This is a genomic window from Roseovarius indicus (assembly GCF_008728195.1).
GTDB lineage: Bacteria > Pseudomonadota > Alphaproteobacteria > Rhodobacterales > Rhodobacteraceae > Roseovarius > Roseovarius indicus.
Genome location: NZ_CP031599.1, coordinates 321314 through 340807, shown reverse-complemented (window position 1 = coordinate 340807; position 19494 = coordinate 321314). Strand labels below are relative to the sequence as shown.

Here is a 19494-nt window from a genome sequence, read left to right as displayed (position 1 = left end):
GAACGGACGGGACTGGCGCCGAACCTTCTCTGCTTCTAACAATTTACCGGCGCTCAAAGCGCAGTCTAAGCGAGCCGCGTCCAACTACGGAGAACTGAGCCTGTGTTTCCTTATCCATCGGGTTGGGCAGTTCGAAAACGCACCAGTTTTCGGGCGAGAAAACATGGGGAACATATAGGATGCGATATCGTCTGCGGCCGGTTCGGGAGGCGGAGCTAGCGACGCGGAGTTCGTTGGACGTCAGTTCGAATTCGCAGCCATCCTCCAAAGTGGACTTCACCTCAAACATCCAGTCGACCGACGGTGTCTGTACGAGAAAATCGTAACCGGCTGAATCGTCACCTTCGCCGCCGCCAAAGAACTTCGTTCTATTCTCCGATACCCACGAGCTTTCATCGACGGCGTCGGGAAACCGTTGCTTTAGGTACTGAAAGGCCAACCATTCACTGGCGACACCCATTGCGACCTTCTGCGTTTCTGTCAGTCGGGCGGTGCGCTGCCCTCGTTTGCCTCCCCCGCCGTTGTCGCAATCGGCGTCCGATCTCGACGCCCCATCAAATGGCACCAACCTGGTTCGCTGACGACTCCGTGCGAACCAGCTGTCGTCGTTTGCCATCGCGGCCTCGGCAATGTTCTGCATGGTTGCGGCAAATGAGGGATCGCCTGAATCAAGGTCTTGCCCGGCAAATTGGATGATCCGCTTTCGACGGTCACGTTCTTGTTGCTCTCTAACCTTCCGTTCTTGCTCTTCGCGTACAGCGCTTTCGTCCAGCCCGAGGCTTTCTGGATCAATACTTGCAGGCATTTCATCAGGCCAGATGCCGGCGCGCTCGCAGAGTGCTGCGACACGGTCCGAGTTGACCGCATCGAAGTCAAGCAGGCCTGCATTCTCGACCAAGCGCACGACCTCCTGTGCCTCTCCTCTTTCCCAGACCTCCGGAAGATCTCTATGGTTCTTGCGGCACCACGCCCCTATTACGGGTTTGGCTTCGCCCGCAAAGGCGCGAACCACTTTGCGGTTCTCGCTGATCGTCTTCTCGAAGGGCGGAAGTTCATATTGCGGCAGCATCCCCACCGCCGCGGCAAATGATGTCTCCACATGCTCGACGACCATCTGTCGGTCGAGCGTCTCAAAGTCGACGACCCAAGTTGGGTCAAACGGGATGAATTTCAGTTCGCGTCTTGAAAGGTAGGTCGAAAGGTCTTTACCGAGCCGATAGTCATCTAAATGCAGCCGCCGTAGTCGTTCCCTTAATATGGGCGCCATCTCACGCAAATAGGCTTCGAAGGTGGCTCGTAATTCCACGTCACTTGATAGGGCCTCCTCCCCGAGCGACAGGAGCACTCGGTTGAACTGTCCGTAGTTAAGGTCAAGCGCTGTCGCGATTGACCGCCGATCAGGATTATCCTCACACGCGGCGAGCAGGTCGGCGACAGCGGGAGACTTCGGTGAAAGATGTGCCTCCAACCAAACCCGAAGCTTAAATTCAGCGCCTTGATCCTTGGCGGCATCGGCAAGGTCCCGAGCAAGATCGACATTTTCAAAGTATGCGACGACCGGAATGACCAAGTGAAGAACGTGTGCTAAGTCAGTTCGCATCCCAGCACGCATGTCTTCGATTATCGTAACATCACATCCAAGCGCAGAAGCGAGTTCGATTTCGGTAGGTCGTTCAAGAGAGCCATCAGTGTGTCCCGGCGCAAGCCGAAGAAGGGCCAACTCGAGAGATCGAAGTCTAGCGTCGATAAGTTTGGAGAGCTCGGCCGCAAGGCCCTTTGCCAGTCGAGGCCAGTCAATCGTGATACCGTCCGTCAGAATGAGCGTCGGATTAGCTTCATCTCGATAGGCATACCACTGCATCTGGCTGCCGTTCGCCACTTCCTGGCCAGCCACTGTCAGAGAAATCGATCTGCACCTCCGAACTCTGATCGACCGAATTCGACTGTCGAGTGTCGTTTGGAGGATACCTCGCTCTAGATTCTCGCCGATCATTTCGTTGGCAATAACTGCAATTTCAGGAAGCCAATCCAGGCCCATTGACACGAGATACTCGTCTTCGACCGAGGGTACGAAAACCGAGCCGTCCACCAGCAATCGAACTGAGTCACGATCCAGTTTCTCCGCAGAGTAAGCCTCAATCTGCGCTAAGCTCTTTTCGATGACCCCAAGGTCTACTTCACCGAGCTCAAGTACCGACATGCCTGCAGCGGAAAGCGCCCGCGCCTCAAAGCCTTGCGCGTTTTCGACAAGGATCACTTTGATCTGGGCCCCTTCGTCGGCTTCGATCCGGATCAAGTTTCCATGACAATGAACCGCAAGCGGGAGATTGGGTGGCAATTCGGCGTGGCTTTCGGCGTGTTCTCCCCAAGCCCGACTGTATTGCCGTCGAAAAGTTGCGATATCTCCAGACTGAAGTTTCTCGCTGCAGTTTGCCAAGGCAACTAGGCGAAGCGCGGCTGTTTCGGGGCTGGCCCAATCGAGAAGCCCGAGTCCCTCGCCAAATGCAATCTTGGCGACTTCGTCCCGATCAACGAGCACCCTCGCGTCGTCCGAGAGACGCGGCATAAATGCTGGGACTCCCGGTCTCTTTGTTCTCGACGCCCAGCATTGGCCCGGTGACAAGAACATGCGCTCTCCGCGCATCTCTCCCTGCAGCCACTCCTCGGACCGCAAGAAGGCACCCAAAGGCGTAACGATGCGGCGCTCATCCCAATCACGTTCCGACCGACGATAGCGCCCGACCCTAGCGAAAAAGAATTTGCTGCGATGACGGGCGATATGGTGGACAAGCAATTCATAGAACGCCTCGCGCAGGTGGTCTGGAAACTGACCGTAGTCACTCTGTCCCGGCAGTCGCCAGAACTCGCCCTTAAGCGTATAGTCTTCAGTGTATGGATGATTAAAGGAGGTGTGCTGAGCTAAGTTTGCCCACTCTTTGGAAAGCCCTCGGTCGGCATCTCCGTTTCCCAGAAGATTGTCCCAGTGGTACGCGGGCGACCCTTTTTTCTTAACCCCGGACGCTAATTCTTTCAGACCATCGCTCACGCCCAAGAGATCCAGAAAAGTACCCCATTTTCGGTTGCCTTCTGCAATCGGCAAAACCCACTCTTTAGGTGGTTTGAGAAGCTGGTTTCTCGAGCGCCGGCAGTCCAGTGAGTACTCAGAAGCTTCGCTCAGGAAGGCTTCCAGGCGCTTTCCAATTTCAGTCCATGTACCTGAGAAAACGGCCTTATCAGCAGGCGCCCATCCCCCGATTGTAGGCACGTGCAAGTCGGCATCTTTAACTGCGGATTCCGCAGTCTTTCCCGCTGCATCCCAGACACGAAACGCCCAATCGAGAGCGTCCATCCGCCTATTTTCGCTAGGTGTCTTGCCCAGGGCTTTACCCAAACCGGAAAGCGCTTCTACCGGATCGAACGGCCGAACAAGTCCAGCATCAGATAGAGCTTTCAGGGTTTCGTCGGACAGAGGGACCTTCTCATCAAAAAAGCGATAGCCCCTGGTGAGGGAGGATGGCGGAAGAGGAACGTCCCCCTTCTTACGTTTGCCGATTTCACTCGCGCCGCGAACGTAGAGACCGCGCCGATCGCCCTCCTCATGCCCACCGGCCGAGCGCAGTTTCCCTGCCCGGTCGAGGAGAACCTCAGTACCATCGAGGCGATCTAGGTTCACACCAGAAGCCTCACAGAGCGCGACCAGATCCTTGTAGAATTTCGCCCACGTAAGCGGCTTTGCGGACCGCTCGATCAGAGATCTCGCATAGATTTCCGCCCAATCCGGGATCTCATCAGGCGACGGCAGGCGAGAATACTGCCAGCCATAGCGGCCCCAGCAGCGACCCGCCATTTCGCGAAGACGCTCAAGGCGCTCGCTATCCAAGTCGCTCGAAGTTAGGTTTATGCCGATATGCTTCACAATCTCGCGCGGTTTCAGCAACGCGAAATTGACCTCGGGCCAGATGGTAACGTCATTGATCGTTGACCACCTTTCGCCGTCCTTGGTCGGAATGATTGGAACAAGGCGAAGGTCCTTTAATTGCAAATCCGCAGCCCGGATCGCGCCATCCAGTTTCTTTGCGGCACTTCCGGTCCACGCGATCAGATCAAAGACACTCCGACCGGGAACATCTAGTTGCTCATGTACGGCGGCGAGAGCCCCGGAAAGGCAGGTCTCTGCAACAGCCTCCATTAGGATACTGTTAAGCGGAAGATCCAACTCGGTATTGCGTCGGTCGATGTCTGCAAAAAACGGGGCGTCAATGTGCCCCACGAGGGGCGATCCAGCTTCGCTTGCCATTGGTAAAAAGTTGTAAAGTTGTCCGTTCAAAACGGCTGCGGTGGATATCCCTACCGCAACCGAAACAGATGGTTGTCCCTTCCAGTCCAACCAACGCTTCAAAGCGGGGGCTCGGTCGATGCTTTCCCTAACGGCATCAAGGACCCGTTCCTTGTCGACCTCCTGCTGTACCAGGAGGAAGCGACGCCGCTCTCCAAAGTCAATCTCGGAGATCCTAGGGCTCCCTGGGCGCCCCCCCTCCCGCAGAGTTTTCTGGCGTCTGGTCAGGCGACGGCTACCTGTTCTTTTACCATCGATTTCAACGTCTATGCGGACTTCCGCGATACGATCGAGAAAAAGGAGAAGCGGATGTTCGAAGTTTGCGATCTCGTCAACTTGTTTTCCCACCAGAGCCACCGCTGACGAGGATCGCAGAGGAGCAACTACAACCGTCGCAAAACCGGCAGACGCGAAGCGTTCGACCTCGGGAGGGATTTCATCTAGCGGCTGCGGTACCAGGTATCGAGGGATTGTCTGCGAGATCCGATCCGCTTCATCTTCCCGAACCTCTTGATCGAGCAGCTCGGAAAGAATGATGTCACGTATCTCACCTGGTTGAGAAAATCGGAAACAGAACCCATCGAACGATTTAGTCGTCCGTTCCTGCGATCGTGAGTAGATACGTACATCGTCAGTGATCGCCTCAATACTGCGAAAGCCGAGTCCCTTGTTGCCAATCCCCTCGCCGATCTCTTTTCCGCTGGTCGCCAGGTTCATGATGGCATTCACATCACGCTCTTTGAAGCCACGCCCTCGGTTGGCAACATAAAGGTAACCTTCGGTTTCCGATATTTTGACGAACCTGATCGTGATCGCACCGTCTTCACCAATTTCGTGAGCATCGTGCGCATTCTGGATGAGTTCAAAAAGTACTCGGTCACCGTATTCAGTCCCAATGACTTCTCCGAGATTCTTCAGGCTTTCATAGGTCGAGAGCTCCTTCCGATGCGCATCGAGTGCATTCGAAAGAGCATTTCGGGCCTTGATCTTCAGAGCTTCGGAAAGGCTGTGGGACGCTACATCGGTGGATAGGTTCAATTAGTTGGCCTCATCTTTCAACGCAATGAATGGAAACATAATTCAGGGAAGTTCCTTGAGAGTTTTCCCGTCCTTGCTGCAGCGCCAAGTCTGAGGTCCGCTACAATTTCCGTCCTTGACCACGCCGCCAGCCATGCTCGCGCTTGGAAATAGGTGATCGCGTGAAAAGCGATACAAGTCTGGGTCACTGTCGGGGACGAGGATTCCCTGGCGAACCAGACGGTCACGCTCCTCGCGATCCCGTTTCACGCTAGCGGAGCCATCGCGCATCGCCGTCGAGTCTTTGCGGACAAGGAACCCGTCACCTTCGGGCCGACCATAAGCTTGAGCCTTCTGCGGACGCATTACAAACCAATCGTTCTCGCTCATGCATTTCCTCTTTCGTTCTATTTGATCAATGGCAGAGCACACAGCGTATTTACCAGCCGCATTTGCTCAACTGTGTTACACTTCGCCTCACGCAACCGCGGGGCTCCAAATGCCAATGCGAGTCCCTTGGCGCGTGACACCGCGACATTGATGCGGTTCAGCGAAAACAGAAACTCCATTCCGCGCGAGGTTTCTTCAGCGGAAGATGCGGTCATGGAAACCAGGCAAACCGGTGCTTCTTGTCCCTGAAACTTGTCCACGGTTCCAACGCGGACACCCAATGGAAGGGCATCCCTGAGAGCGTTTACCTGTGCGTTATACGGGGCGACAACGATGATGTCCGTCTCGCGCATTGACCGCGTGCTGCCGTCCTTCTCCGTCCAGCTTCCACCAAGTAACTCAGTGACGATTTTTTCGATTGCCGCGACTTCTTCCTGTGCGATCTGGGCATTTCCCTCGTGCAGGACAGGCACCCAGAAAGCTCCGGCTTCGGGGAGCGCAGTGCCTGTCACGCCCTGATTGGCCGTATCAGGATGACTGCTCAGTCGGCCTTCATACACCTGCTCCGAGACAAACCGGCAGACGTCAGGGTGCATTCGCCGGGATGTGGGAAGGAAGATGCCCCGGTCGGCTGGAACCGTCGCATGCTCCCCCAACATCCAGTCCAGGCACGACAGGTTCGCAGGCTCGGGATGTGCCCCCTGGATGACCTGCGGCAACTGGCGTGGGTCGCCCACAAGGACGATGTTTCGCGCGGCACGACCCATGGCGGCCATGTTTGCGAGTCCAACCTGGCCGGCCTCGTCGACGAAAAGCCAATCAAACGCCTGCACATTTTCGTCGCGCGAGAAGAACCACGCGGTGCCGCCCACGACATGGGCATCGGTCAGCGCAGGGTCGTCGTTTGACTGCGCGCGGGTGATCCCGAAAAATCCATCGGGATACCCATCCTCACCGCCGCCGACCTTGTGCGCCAGTTCGGCGTTTTCCAACGTGATGTCGGGATCGTCATCCTCGAGGGCAAGAAGACAGCCCATCAGAACATTGCGGATCGCCTCGTGACTGTTCGAAGCGACTCCGACTCGGAACCCTTGGCGGACAAGGGACAGGATCGCGCGGGCGCTCACGTAGGTCTTACCAGTACCGGGTGGTCCCTGGATCGGCAGGACCGTTCCATCCATGTCATTCACCACGGCAATAGTGCCTGCTACGGGATCTGCCCCGCCCAGAAGATCACCCGTTGCACCAGAACGCAGACGCGGTGCAGCGCGCGACAGCAGGTCATCTACGGCCGTATACCGGCGCGCGCCACACTGATCGGCGATCACGTCACGCAAAGCAGCGGCAATTACGCCCGTCTGGATCGGCCAGTCCGGATGCAGCGTCAGCCGGCCCGCCAGTAGGTCGGCCTTGCCCGGACCTGCTTTGACCGTGATCTCACGTGCCCGCCGATCCATGGACTCGATCCCGACCGTTGTCGGGGGACTGTCGAACACCGGAACCGTCGCCTTCTTACCGCTCCGCAGTTTCGTTTCCTGTTCAGGATAGGTGTATCGGCGCGCGAAGGATCGCTTGACGGGTTCGACAGGACCCAAAGCTTCAAGCCCGCCAAGTGCATCGAGATCATCGAGCAGATCATCTTCGTCCTTCGTAGCGCTATCGAATACGGCCCATTGCGCGGGCTTTACCTCGCGGCTGTGAAAGACGCCGAGGTTGAACAGCAGATCCTGCCGCGCCGCGGGCAAGCATGATGCTCCCAGCAGGTTGCGCAGAGCTTGCGTGTCGGCGTCCTCTTCGACTTCTTTATCGCCTGCATCCGGGGCGAGTGTCGGCCAAGGGCCGACAGGCCGGATGCCAACCAGCCAGTCGCGCAGTTCCTCAGTCGAGATACAGTCGACGCGGTTGTAATCCTCGATCTCGTCCAGAATCTGCTGGTCCTGCGTTTCGCGCCAGCGCTCATAGGCCACGACCGAGCCACCCGCTGTCTTGACCTCACCGTCGCGCTTGCGGTCGTAGAAAGCCTCCATCGATTTGATGGAATAGTTCGGTTCCGATCCGATCAGCCCGCCGCGCACGACGGCGAACAGATCCACAAAGCGGCGTTCCCTCAACAAACGGTCGAGAAAGGCCTCTCCGATCCCATATTTGGTGGTCAGGCGTTTCAGCGCTGTGATCTCGTAGGGCGCGTAGTGATAGATGCGCGCATTTGGATACGCCGCAATCCGCGTACGAAAGAACGCCAGCAAGTCGGACAATGCCCGCGCTTCGGCATCGTGGTCATGGGCCCAGAACGCCTTGAACTGTTCGTCGAACCAGATGCCATGCAGATATTCTAGGCCGCCCTCGTAGTGCGGATCGCCTTCAATGTCATAGAACAGGTCGCCCGGCTGTGGTTCCGGCAAGAGGTCGAAGCCCTTGCTGGGCTCGGGTGCCCGTAGTTCGAAATCGGGTTCCCCGGTTTTGCGGGCTTGCTGCAGGCGGGCCTGAGTGACCAAACGGGCCTGCGTGTTTTCGGCCATTCCGCGCACTGGGTGATCCAGCGTCGAGAGAGCCTCCAATGTGTCAACGCCCGCGGCTTCCAGTTTCTTTACCTGACCACGACTGATGTTGGCGACATTGAACAAGCTGTCTTCGGCGTGCCAGACGCTGTTGCAATGTTCGGCCCAGCGGCACAGACCGCAATCAGCACATGGCACCGGGCGTGTCGGCTGCGGATCGGCGACGAAAGCTTCCAGCCGTTCGCGCGCCATCCGTGCATAGGCCGCGTAGTCTGCCAGGCGCAGCGTCGCGCGGGTGCCGTCGCCCAATTCGACATGCGCAAACTCGGGCACCACCCCCTGAATTTCCGCCAACAGATCGGAATACAGAACCAGCTGAAGCACATGTTTGGGATCGGCCCGACGTTTCAGTTTGGTGTCGGCCACCTCGTAGCTGAACGGTCCGAGCGCTGAGGGGGTCTCAACACGCTCCAGGAAGTCGGACCAGCCGCCCCAGTTCCCCGACAGAAACGCGCCCTGAAACACCACATCCGGACCAGCGGCGAGCGCCGCGCGCGTGGCTTCGGCGTTTTCGCCAAGTTTGCCGCGCTCGATTTCCATGACCGTGCGCCCGGCCTCCTTGAGATGTGCAAGGTGCGCCGCCTCATGCGCATCGCCCTGCTTTTGCAACAGTGCTGCGTCCTCGGTGTCGTCTCCCGGCGCCGGGCCCGTTCCGCGCATATTTGCCAGATCAAGGGTGGTCGCATGTGCGCAGCCTGTGAAGCGCATGAGATCCGTTGCGGACAAGAATATGCGACCGTCGAGATCCCTCATGGCTACTCCATTACCTATGCAAATCAATCTCCAAGGGAATCACCTCGACAGACCGCTAGGTCATCAATACCGTGCGAGGGTGTCAATTTCTGGCATGGAGATCAAATGTCTTTTGCAAAAGCGCAGGATTTGCTTCGCCTTGCCCAGATGGCGGCTTCTCGCCGAGGTGGCGTCAGCCTCGAGGACATCTGCGCCGAGTTCGATGTGTCGCACCGCACCGCTCAACGGATGACTGAGGCTCTCGAAGCAACTTTCGTGAACGTTTCGACCGCAGACGATGCGGAAAGACGGCGTTACTGGCGGATGGACGCACCCTTGCCAGACCGACTGCAGCCCCGGCAGGAAACGGCGATCGAGGCGTTGGAAATCGCGGCACGTACCGCGCGCGATGAAGGGCGAATACGGCACTCACGCGCTCTGGAGGATCTCCGTGACGGGCTGCTGGCGCGATTGAATCCGAGGGACGCGCTTCGGTCAGAAGCCGATGCAGAGGCAGTGCTGGCTGGATTGGGACAAGTCACGCGCCCAGGCCCTACCGTCACACTGAAGCCTGCCGTGACGGATGCTGTCATCGAAGCGCTCCGCGGTCCCTTCAGGCTGCGCGTCTGCTATGGCGCTCAGGGCGCTGCACCGCGTGTGATCGAGCCACACGGTATACTGCTGGGGCACCGCAGCTATCTCGTCGCGCGCCAACCCTCGCGTGGAGAAGGCATTCTGAATTTCCGCATGGATCGGATTCATGAGGCGGAGGTTCTGAACGAGAGCTTTCAGCTGGCCTGGGGTTTCTCCTTAGTGACCTATGCCGCTCAGGCGTTTGGTGTCTATCAGGACCCCGAACAATATGGCGAAGTCGTGTGGCGCTTCACACCTGAAGCCGCAGAGCGTGCCGCCGAATTCCGTTTCCACCCGACGCAAGTTGTGGAACCTCAGGACGATGGCAGCCTGATCGTCAGGTTCACGGCAGCGGGTTGGCTGGAAATGGCATGGCACCTCTATCAATGGGGCGACAAGGTAGACGTATTGGCGCCAGCAGGATTGCGCGAATTGATTGCGGGCCACCAGAGGTCGGATTTCGACGCTCTACCATGACGATACCGAACAGGAATAAGCTATGAACAACGGTCTTGGTCATGCAGCCTTGAAAGCAAAGCAACGCGCCATTCGCGAAGGCTTCCCCGAAACCATGGGACTGCGCGCCCATCGCGCCATCAGTTGGATCGGTGTCGCGTTGCCCTTTAATCTGAGACGCGAGGGAGTGGGCAAAACTTGGGGGTCAGGCTGCTGCTCTGCGGTATGCGCCAGTCAATTGCCCATCAAGAACGGCGGCCCGCACGATGGCAACGTGATGCGCGCCCTTGGGTGACCATCTCATGCGTCGGCGTTTTCCCATGCGTGTGTTGCCGATGTCGTCCACGCAGCCTTCAGCACGGGACGAGGAGATCGGAAGATCATTGCGATATCGCCGCCCAAAGTTGGTGTCGCGTAGCCCTTTATTGTGAGATGAGAAATCCAACGAAATCAACGGCGGGAGTGGGCAAAACCTGGGGGTGTCTGTGTATGTTGGTGGTTCATTGAGAGGGGAACTGCCATGGACGTGCGGATTATAGTCGAGACGACCTTTGAGAACGGAACCACAAAGAGGCATCCTCTCGGCCGTTTGTCCCGCCCGTTTCGACGCACGCAGCCTGAGGGGTTCGGGTTGTTACTCGAAGATGCGAAGACGATCCTGGGGCAATTACAGAATGCGATCCTGCTCGACCAGATCGAGGAAGTTTCCGAAGCCAGCAGAATATGTCCTGACTGCGACGAGGTCCGAGCCATACATGATTATCGGCCTCGGGTGCTCGACACCCTCTTCGGCAGGTTCCAGGTCAAGGCGCCGCGCATTCGTCGCTGCGCCTGCGATACAAAATCCGACGACGTCCTGGGCGGACCGCTTTCGCCACTCGCTCATTTTTTTCCGGACCGGTCGACTCCGGAACTGCAACGCCTTCAGGCCGAACTTGGGGCACGGCATTCCTTCCGGGAAGCGGCACGAATCCTGGAAACCTTCCTGCCTTGCGCGAAGCAGGTGAATACATCGGTGCGCAATCGTCTGGGCAAAGTCTCCCGGGAGATCTGCGACAGCGAGCAGACTCAGCCTGTAATTCCTTCGGCCGCCGAAGAGGCGTCTGCGTTGACGGTTTTCCTGGACGGTGCGCATATCCGATGCCGACCGGAATACCAGAAGCGACACCTCGATGTTGTGGTTGGCAAGATCGAAAGCCACGACAAGTGCCGCCGCTTCGGCCTTGTTCAGCAGGCAGTCCTGTCACCTGCCAGCCAGCTTCGCCAGGACTTGAGGGCTCTCGGTTGGGATCACAAACAAACCGTCACGGTGATTTCGGACGGGGAACCCGCCCTGCCGAACCTCGTGCGCGTCGCCGTCGGTGGAAAGGTTCGCCACATTCTCGACTGGTGGCATATCTCGATGCGCATTCAGCACGTTGAGAACGCCGTAAAGGGCCTGCTGCAGAGCAGGGGCTTCTCCGGCATTCCAGTGCTGTTCAAACGTCCCGCCGAAACGCTGCGATGGTACCTTTGGCATGGAAAAGTTCTAACGGCCACGACCAGTCTCCAATGGTTGATGGTCGATTGCACGCGGCTGGCTACAGATGACCGCGTGGCGACTGATGCGGCCCGGCGAGTGCAAGCCCGGTGCCGCGATCTGTACTCATACCTTGCAAACAACATGGACAGCCTGACCGACTATGGTCGGCGGTACCGCGCGGGTCTTCCGATTTCTTCGTCCCGGGCAGAGGGCTGCGTGGACGACATCGGGAACACCCGCATGGGCAAGCGCCGCCGCATGAGATGGTCGCCCAAGGGAGCCCACCGCGTGGCCGTTGTCCGCGCCGCGGTTCTCGACGGTCGGCTAACCGGCGCGTACCAAAGAGCCGCGTGACCCCCAGGTTTTGCCCACTCCCGGTGGCCACAGGTGTCGGTCATGATGTGGCGCTTGCGGCCCTTGATCCGCTTACCGGCATCATAGCCGCTAACCCCGCCGTTTTCAGTGGTTTTCACGCTCTGGCTGTCGATCACACCGGCTGTAGGCGCGCTGGTCCGGCCTTCTGCCCGCCGCGCTGTCGCAACCAGCGTACGGTTGATTTCAGCAAGCAGACCGTTGTTACGCCAACCGTAGAAATAATAACGCACGGTCGAAACAGGCGGAAAATCCTTCGGTAAAAGCGACCATGCGCACCCCGATGCAGCAACATATTGGATTGCGTCCCAGACAAGGCGAAGTTCGACCTCCCGTGGCCTGCCAAGCGGGTTAGCGCCGGGCAGGAGTGGTGCAACAATCTCCCATTCCTCATCTGTTACATCACTTGCATATCGTGGTGCGGTGCGTTCATATCGGTTGCGGGTGAGTTCAGTCCAGGCCATTTCGAGCTCCGTTCAGTTGTGCAACCGAACAGAATCATAACCTGCTGAATTCACCCAACTCATTTCCGATCAGGCTCTTAGAGTTTTCGCGCGGAGTGTATTTATCAGGTCCGATTACTCAGCATCCGTCGCGCCAATTGGGCACGTGCCGTTCGTCCAAGACAAAGACTCTCACAGCCTCCGCGAGCGGGATGCCGAGCACAGTGTAGCCGTGCAGGACAGCTATGCGGGCCTAGAGCACGGCAACGTGGCGGTCGAAGTCTTTTGCCCTGAGCCGCTGGCCCCGCAGTTTGGCGAAATCTTCTACAGCCTGCGTGAGGCACAAATCCTGATCGAACAATGGAGGAAACACTACAACACGAAGCGACCACACAGTGCTCTGGGCTACCGCCCACCGGCCCCGGAAACCATCGTCCAGATGGACCAAAGGCCAATCATGCACTAACAATCAAATTGGACCACTCAGGCGGGGCTGATCAAAGGCACTCAGCATTGGGATGGAAAAGCCCGGTCGCCTTCGAACGAAAAGTGGCCTAAACGAGCACCTGGGGCGGCACGAAAGTAAGCCTCCGGCGGCGGCCGCCTGATATCGGGATAGATCCGATGGTAAGTCCGACCTTATGTCCGACTTTATCAACCGCCCTCAAATCGAAGTTCTTTCCGCTGCCGATGGTGATCGCCGCAGGTATTGGTCAGACGATGATAAACTGCGCATAGTGGAGGAAAGCTTTATCGGCCATCGCCAGGCGGCAGCCACTGCGCGGCGGCATGGCATTTGCCGGTCGCTGCTGACCACCTGGCGACGGCAGTATCGAAACGGTGAGCTTGGCTCTTCTCGCCCGGTATCGTTCGCGCCGGTGACCGTGACGAAGGGAGTTCCCGCATCTCAGGCAAATCCGGTTGATCCCTGTCCGCCTCCGGACTGTCAGGTTGAGATAACCCTGCCGAATGGGCGCCGGCTCATCGTGCCGGTGGGCGTGGAGCCCGAAGCGCTTGCCCGGATTCTGACCGTGGTGGACCGGCAATGATCGCGTTTCCGGCGGGGGTGAAGGTTTGGATTGCGGGCGGCGTCACTGATATGAGGCGGGGCATGAACACGCTGGCGCTACAGGTGCAGGAGGGTCTCGGGCGCGATCCGCATGCCGGGGAGATCTTCTGCTTCCGGGGCCGAAAGGGCGATCTGGTCAAGATCCTGTGGCATGATGGCGTGGGCATGTCGCTTTATCTGAAGCGCCTGGAGGCGGGCAAGTTCATCTGGCCGGTGAGCCGGTCTGGCGAGGCGGTGCAGATCTCGGCGGCGCAGTTGGGCTATCTTCACGAAGGTGTTTCTGGATACCCCCGTCGGTGATGCTGACGAATCTTTTCCCGAGAACGTTCAGGTTCTTGATCCGCGACACCCGCTCTATGGGCGCTCGTTCCAGGTTTTGGGCCGATCAAGCTTTCGCAGGGGGAGTTCTTCCCCCTTCTACGAGGTTGCATATCGCGACGGGGTTACACTGAATGTGCCCGTGGCGGCGACCGAGCCACTCGCCTTGCCGCGCGCTCCCACAAAATTGAGCGTTGAAGCTTTGTTTGATCTACTAAATGTGGTAGATATAGAGCATCATGAGCACGGCACCCGAAGATCTTTGGACGACACTGCCGGTGACGCTAAGGCGCCAGATCATCGGCGATATCGCCGTGGTTCTGGCGGAGGTCTTTCGTGATGTCCGAGTTGATTCAGCCGATACATCTGAAGCGCAAGGCAGTTGTCTACATCCGGCAGTCGACGCCCCATCAGGTCGTGAGCAACCAGGAAAGCCTGCGGCTCCAATACGCGCTACGTCAGCGCGCCCGCGACCTCGGATGGCATGAAGCCGATATTGACGTGATCGACGCCGATCTTGGTCTGAGCGGCGCGTCCGCAGCGCATCGCAGCGGGTTCCAAGAACTTGTCGGTCGGGTTGTGCTCAGCGAAGTGGGGATCATCCTGTCCATCGATGTCACACGCCTCGCGCGCAACTGCTCCGACTGGTATCCTCTTCTCGACATCTGCGGGCTGCGGGGGTGTTTGATCGCCGATCGCGATGGTGTCTATGATCCCGGCAGCGCCAACGGGCGCCTGCTGCTTGGCCTCAAGGGAACCATATCCGAACTGGAGCTGCATACGATCCGCAGCCGCCTGACGGCCGGCCTCATCGCCAAGGCGCAGCGCGGGGAACTCGCCCTCACTTTGCCGGTCGGCCTCGTGCGGGACCCCAGCGGCGTGGTGCTGAAAGACCCCGATACGGCTGTTCAGGGCCGGCTTGGCCTTGTGTTTGAGCTCTTCGTGAAGCTGCGCAGCATCGCCAAGGTCATGCGCACGCTGAATGCGCGTGGCCTCGATCTGCCACGCAGGGACCGGCACGGCGAGCTGCACTGGGCACGCGCGACGGTTTCCGCGGTCGCTGCGATCCTGAAGAATCCCGCTTACGCAGGTGCTTTCGTCTATGGCCGAACCCGCATGAGGGACCCGACCCCGGACGGTCGGGCTCCGGGAAAGGCGAAAGTGGCGAGACCTCTCGAAGAGTGGCGTATCGTCGTGAAGGACCGGTATCCGGCCTATATCGATTGGCCGACCTATGAGAAGATCCGCAGTATTGTAAGCGACAATCGGGCCGAATACATGCGCACTAAGACAAGAGGCATACCCCGCGACGGCGAGCTTCTATTGCAAGGCATAGCGTGGTGTGGGCGATGTGGGCACAAAATGTACGCCAGGTACAAGGGCGGCGGGGAATATGTCTGCAACCACTTGCGCACCCACTCCGGTTTGCCGACTTGCCAGCATATCCGCGCCAAAGCGGTGGACGCCGCTGTTGCGGACGCCTTCCTGTCCGCGCTGGCCCCTGCGGAACTCGATGCCCTATCGCGCGCCCGCCGGGCTCAGAGCCAAGTCGACAGCGCCTTGCGTGCTAACGCCGAACGCGAAGTTGAGCGCAAACGCTATGCAGCGGCCCTGACACAGCGACAGTACAATCGCGTCGATCCCGACAACCGTCTTGTCGCCGCCGAACTTGAGCGCCGCTGGGAAAGCGCGCTGATGGAGGTTCGAGCGGCGGAGGCGGCGCTGGCCGAGCAGTCCGAACAACAGCCGACCGCGCATATGGCAATGGGCAAGGCTTTCACTGGCAAGGTGGTGGCCCTGGCGGGTCGTCTGCCGAAAATCTGGGCGGATTCCGCCACCACGGACACGCATCGAAAGGCGCTACTGCGCTGCCTGGTGGACAAGGTGGTGCTCGACCGGACGCCCGAGAGCGCGCTGGTCCGCATCGTGTGGCGCGGCGGCGCGGTGACCGATCTTGATGTCAAGTTGCGGGTCACTGCGATCGCGAAACTCGCACGGGGCGCCGAAATGCGGGCGCGCCTGCTCGAACTGGCCAAGGCTGGCGTGCCCGACGAGGAAATTGCCCACATTCTCACCAGCGAGGGGCTCCGCTCGGCAAACTCTGCCGACAAGGTTCTACCCGTTACCGTGCAGCGCATCCGGCTGGCCGAAGGCATCAGGACGCCTCCTTCGTGCAGGCGGTGGAGCCACGATCCTGGCTACCTGAGCACAAAGGCTCTTGCGACCAAGCTGGAGATCCCGGTCAACTGGCTCTATGTGCAGATCAGGAAAAAGCGTTTGCTAATCGACCCTCAACCAACCGGTGCATATCTGTTTCCCGACACGTCACTCGTGCTGGACGGCGTGCGGAACCTTCGAAATCACATCGTCAATGAACTGGATTTGAGAATCTGTCAGCATGACGACAGGGGGTATCAACATGGATGATCGCTGGAGGGCATTGACTGGCGCAATCCGCGCTGGACACAACGCCCTGCAAAGGCTGGATAAATCGCGCTGGTCGGCCTGTTTTTATTGGTGTCTTACGTGCCTGAGTGGTAGACATCCGCCATGTCGAACGCCGCTTCTGAACTGGTTAGATTACGCGCTGCCCTGGCTGCCGCCGAGGCCCGTGCGGAGGTTGCAGAAAGCGAGTTGGCACAGACCCGGGCAGTCGTGTCCTGCTCGGAGGCGATGATCCAGGAGCTCAAGCTCGAGATCGCCAAACTGCGCCGTGACAAATACGGCATCTCGTCGGAGCGGCGCGCCCGGCTGATCGATCAGTTGGAATTGCAGCTTGAGGAGTTGGAGACGGCGGCAACCGAAGATGTCCTGACCGCCGGTGAGGCGGTTGAAAAGGCCAGCACGGTGCGCGCCTTCACGCGCCGCCATCCTGTGCGCAAACCCTTTCCCGATCACCTGCCGCGCGAGCGGGTTGTTGTCGAGGCCCCTACCGCCTGCACCTGCTGTGGCTCGGAAGATGTCACCGAGACGCTGGAGGTGATCCCGCGGCGCTGGAAGGTGATCCAGACCGTGCGTGAGAAGTTCACCTGCCGGGCCTGTGAAAAGATCAGCCAGCCGCCAGCCCCGTTCCATGCGATCCCGCGTGGATGGGCCGGGCCAAGCCTGATCGCCATGCTCGTCTTCGAGAAATATGGACAGCACCAGCCTTTGAACCGGCAGGCCGAACGCTTCGTCCGTGAAGGCGTTGATCTGAGCCTGTCGACCCTGGCAGACCTGGTCGGGTGCGCATTCCGGGCTTCGCGGACAGCCATTCCAACGGCACGCGGACAGTCATTCCGGGGTGCGCGGACAAAGTTCGCGCGGGATGCTGAGCGTTTGATTTGACATCTCAGGTGTCGGTTTGTTCGTCAACGGTTTTGGTCGCGGGGGCATCGCGGGTCTTGCGCATCGACGGGCCATCGAGAGGCAATCTGTGCGCATTGTGGATCAGGCGATCCAGGATAGCGTCCGCGAAAGTCGGTTCGTCGATGATGTTGTGCCAGGCATCGACCGGCAGCTGGCTTGTGACCAGCGTTGCGCCGGACCCGTATCGATCCTCGATGATTTCCATCATATCCCGGCGCTGTGGCGCGGTCATGCGTTCCGGCCCCCAGTCGTCGAGAATGAGCAAGTCCGCTTTGACAAGCTGGCGGAACATGCGTGGGAAGCGTCCATCGTCATGCGCCAGTTGCAGTTCCGAAAACAGCCTCGGCAGGCGCTTGTAGATCACGGTGGCGTTGTCGCGGCAGGCTCTTTGTCCCAAGGCGCAGGCCAACCAAGTTTTGCCGACCCCACAGGGGCCGGTGATCAGCAGGTTGCGCTTTTCCTTGATCCATCGGCCAGCGGCGAGCTGTTGGAACAAAGCCTTGTCGAGGCGGCGCGCGGCGCGGAAATCGACATCTTCGACGCAAGCGCCACCGTGACGAAGCTTGGCGGCGCGCAGCCGGGACTGGAACCGCTTGGTCGTGCGGTTCGCCACCTCCCGGTCGATCAGGAGGCCGAGCCATTCGGCATGGCCCATGTCGGCGGCGCTGTCCTGGGATTGCAGTTCGGTGAAAGCGTCCGCCATGCCGTCCAGCTTGAGCTGGCGCAGCAGGTCGTGGGTTGGATGATCAAGCATGTGTATCCTTTCTCAGTGGAAATAATCGGCGCCGCGAATGTTGGGGTGGGTGATCGCCGGTTCCTCTGCGGGCCGATCCGGGGCCCGGCGATATCTCTTGTTCTTCAGGATGGATTGCAGGGGAGCCGTAGGAATGGGCGCCGATGGTGAGCGCGTAATTTGCGGCCGCTTCAAACTCGGTTGCCGCGTATCCCTTGGACAACCGCAGGATGCCCAGGCAGGCGCGGAACCCCTGCACGGGGTGTTTGCGTTCGCGCATGATGACCTCGACGAGGGATGCCGTGTTGGGGCCGACCTTGGACGCCCACCGGCACAGGCGCTCCGGGGTCCAATCGGCATAGGCTCGGTGATTGGACGGCATGTGATCCATCACCGTAGTGTGCTTGCGGTTGCCCGATGTCCGGACATGCGAGGCAACGCGCTGATCTTTATGGAATATCTCGATAGTCCGACTGGTGATGCGCGCCCAGACCTCGGCCTTCAGCAGGGTGTGGGGCACCGAGTAATAATGCCGGTCGATCTCGACGTGGTAGTCGAGCCCCACCTTGCGGCAGCGCCATTCCGCGAACTCGTATGGCTCCAGCGGAAGCGGCTGGAGGGCGTGGCGTTCGATCTGTTCGAACAGCTCCCGGCGGCTGGCCCCGAGATGACGGGTGCGCCGGTTGTTGAAGCGCTCCAGAAGCTCCCGGATCGCCGCGTTCAACTCCGCCAACGAGGAAAAGCGCCGGTTCCGCAGCCGCGCATGGATCCACCTCTGCGCGAGCTGCACGGCCACCTCGACTGTGGCCTTGTCGCGAGGCTTGCGCGGGCGGGCCGGGATGATGGCGGTGTCGTAATGTGCCGCCATGTCGGCGTAGCTGCGATTGATTTGTGGATCGTGGAAGCAGGCCTTGGTGACCCCGGATTTGAGATTGTCCGAGACCACCGTCGTGGGCACGCCGCCCAAGAATGCGAAGGTTCGCGTGTGACTGCCGATCCAGTCGGACAGGCCTTGTGTCCAGGTGGCTTCGGCATAGGTCAGGTTCGACGCGCCGAGGGCTGCGACAAAGAACTCGGCCTGGCGCACCTCACCAGTCTCGGGGTCCACTATCTCGAAGGTTTGCCCGGCGTAGTCCACGTAAAGCGCTTCGCCCGCCACATGATGCTGGCGCATCACCGGGGCCAGCCTGCCCTCCCAGCGGCGGTAAAGCTCGCAAAAACGGCTGTAGCCATAGCCCTTGGGATGCGCCTCCCGGTATTCCTCCCAGAGCAGCGACAGGGTCACTCCGGGCCTGCGCAACTCGCTATGCACATGCGCCCAGTCCGGCTTCGGGTAGGTGGTAGCTGCATCTGGCGGTGGGACCGGGAACAACAACGCTTCCAGCGCAGCATCCGTCAGATCATCCGGCAGCGGCCAGGACAAACCCGCCCGCGCCGCCCGGCCGACATACTCGCTGACCGACGTACGGCCGACGCCGATGCTGTCGCCAACCTCCCGGGTCGTCAGGCCGCTTGCGCGCAGCCTCAAGGCTTCTCTGATCTTCCTCATCGGCAATCTCGCCATTGG

Annotated in this window: 10 protein-coding genes and 5 pseudogenes; 8 read left to right on the top strand and 7 right to left on the bottom strand. The window is 59.4% G+C overall.

What is annotated here, in order from left to right; genetic code table 11:
• Positions 1–43 precede the first annotated feature (43 nt).
• The 3 genes from RIdsm_RS27910 to RIdsm_RS27900 are packed head-to-tail and all read right to left on the bottom strand — an operon-like array spanning position 44 to position 9054.
• Positions 44–5374 (bottom strand): sacsin N-terminal ATP-binding-like domain-containing protein, encoded by a 5331-nt coding sequence (locus RIdsm_RS27910; protein WP_057821027.1) that lies wholly within the window; start codon positions 5372–5374, stop codon positions 44–46.
• A gap of 42 nt (positions 5375–5416) precedes the next feature.
• A complete protein-coding gene (locus RIdsm_RS30655; RefSeq protein ID WP_057821029.1) occupies positions 5417–5743 on the bottom strand; it encodes a DUF4357 domain-containing protein in 327 nt (108 codons plus the stop codon).
• 17 nt (positions 5744–5760) lie between these two features.
• Positions 5761–9054 carry a TM0106 family RecB-like putative nuclease gene (locus RIdsm_RS27900; RefSeq protein ID WP_057821030.1) on the bottom strand — a complete coding sequence of 1098 codons (3294 nt, stop codon included), beginning with the start codon at positions 9052–9054 and terminating at the stop codon, positions 5761–5763.
• A 105-nt stretch (positions 9055–9159) separates the two neighbouring features.
• On the opposite strand from RIdsm_RS27900, the gene RIdsm_RS27895 reads away from it, so the two are divergent.
• The gene (locus RIdsm_RS27895) at positions 9160–10143 is read left to right on the top strand and encodes a helix-turn-helix transcriptional regulator (RefSeq protein WP_057821033.1); all 984 of its coding nucleotides are present in this window, start codon (positions 9160–9162) and stop codon (positions 10141–10143) included.
• Between the two features lie 22 nt (positions 10144–10165).
• Entirely contained in the window at positions 10166–10417 is a 252-nt protein-coding gene (locus tag RIdsm_RS30285; protein WP_177228462.1) for a hypothetical protein, read from the top strand.
• Here RIdsm_RS30285 and RIdsm_RS27890 read toward each other — a convergent pair.
• Positions 10328–10528 (bottom strand): annotated as a pseudogene (locus tag RIdsm_RS27890) (ISKra4 family transposase); the annotation flags it as partial. The gene RIdsm_RS30285 and the pseudogene RIdsm_RS27890 sit on opposite strands and share 90 nt — an antisense overlap.
• 114 nt (positions 10529–10642) lie before the next feature.
• On the opposite strand from RIdsm_RS27890, the gene RIdsm_RS27885 reads away from it, so the two are divergent.
• Positions 10643–11998, top strand: a complete 1356-nt coding sequence (locus RIdsm_RS27885) for an ISKra4 family transposase (protein WP_151175245.1) — start codon at positions 10643–10645, stop codon at positions 11996–11998.
• A 26-nt stretch (positions 11999–12024) separates the two neighbouring features.
• On the opposite strand, the pseudogene RIdsm_RS27880 reads toward RIdsm_RS27885, so the two are convergent.
• Positions 12025–12480, bottom strand: a pseudogene (locus RIdsm_RS27880) (IS5 family transposase); the annotation flags it as partial.
• Between the two features lie 292 nt (positions 12481–12772).
• Here RIdsm_RS27880 and RIdsm_RS27875 point away from each other — a divergent pair.
• From RIdsm_RS27875 to RIdsm_RS27855, 5 genes and pseudogenes are all read left to right on the top strand, one after another.
• Positions 12773–12925: pseudogene (locus RIdsm_RS27875) on the top strand (integrase core domain-containing protein); the annotation flags it as partial.
• Positions 12926–13100: 175 nt separating this feature from the next.
• Entirely contained in the window at positions 13101–13508 is a 408-nt protein-coding gene (gene tnpA, locus RIdsm_RS27870) for an IS66-like element accessory protein TnpA (RefSeq protein WP_074940863.1), read from the top strand.
• Positions 13509–13570: 62 nt separating this feature from the next.
• A complete protein-coding gene (tnpB, locus tag RIdsm_RS27865; RefSeq protein ID WP_338049635.1) occupies positions 13571–13828 on the top strand; it encodes an IS66 family insertion sequence element accessory protein TnpB in 258 nt (85 codons plus the stop codon).
• A 357-nt stretch (positions 13829–14185) separates the two neighbouring features.
• Positions 14186–16273 (top strand): recombinase family protein, encoded by a 2088-nt coding sequence (locus RIdsm_RS27860; RefSeq protein ID WP_201455621.1) that lies wholly within the window; start codon positions 14186–14188, stop codon positions 16271–16273.
• 123 nt (positions 16274–16396) lie between these two features.
• A pseudogene (locus RIdsm_RS27855) lies at positions 16397–17077 on the top strand (transposase domain-containing protein); the annotation flags it as partial.
• 100 nt (positions 17078–17177) lie between these two features.
• On the opposite strand, the gene istB reads toward RIdsm_RS27855, so the two are convergent.
• Positions 17178–17948, bottom strand: coding sequence for an IS21-like element helper ATPase IstB (istB, locus tag RIdsm_RS27850; protein ID WP_151175226.1), 771 nt, complete (start codon positions 17946–17948; stop codon positions 17178–17180).
• Positions 17949–17960: 12 nt separating this feature from the next.
• Positions 17961–19491 (bottom strand): annotated as a pseudogene (istA, locus tag RIdsm_RS27845) (IS21 family transposase).
• Between the last annotated feature and the right edge of the window lie 3 nt (positions 19492–19494).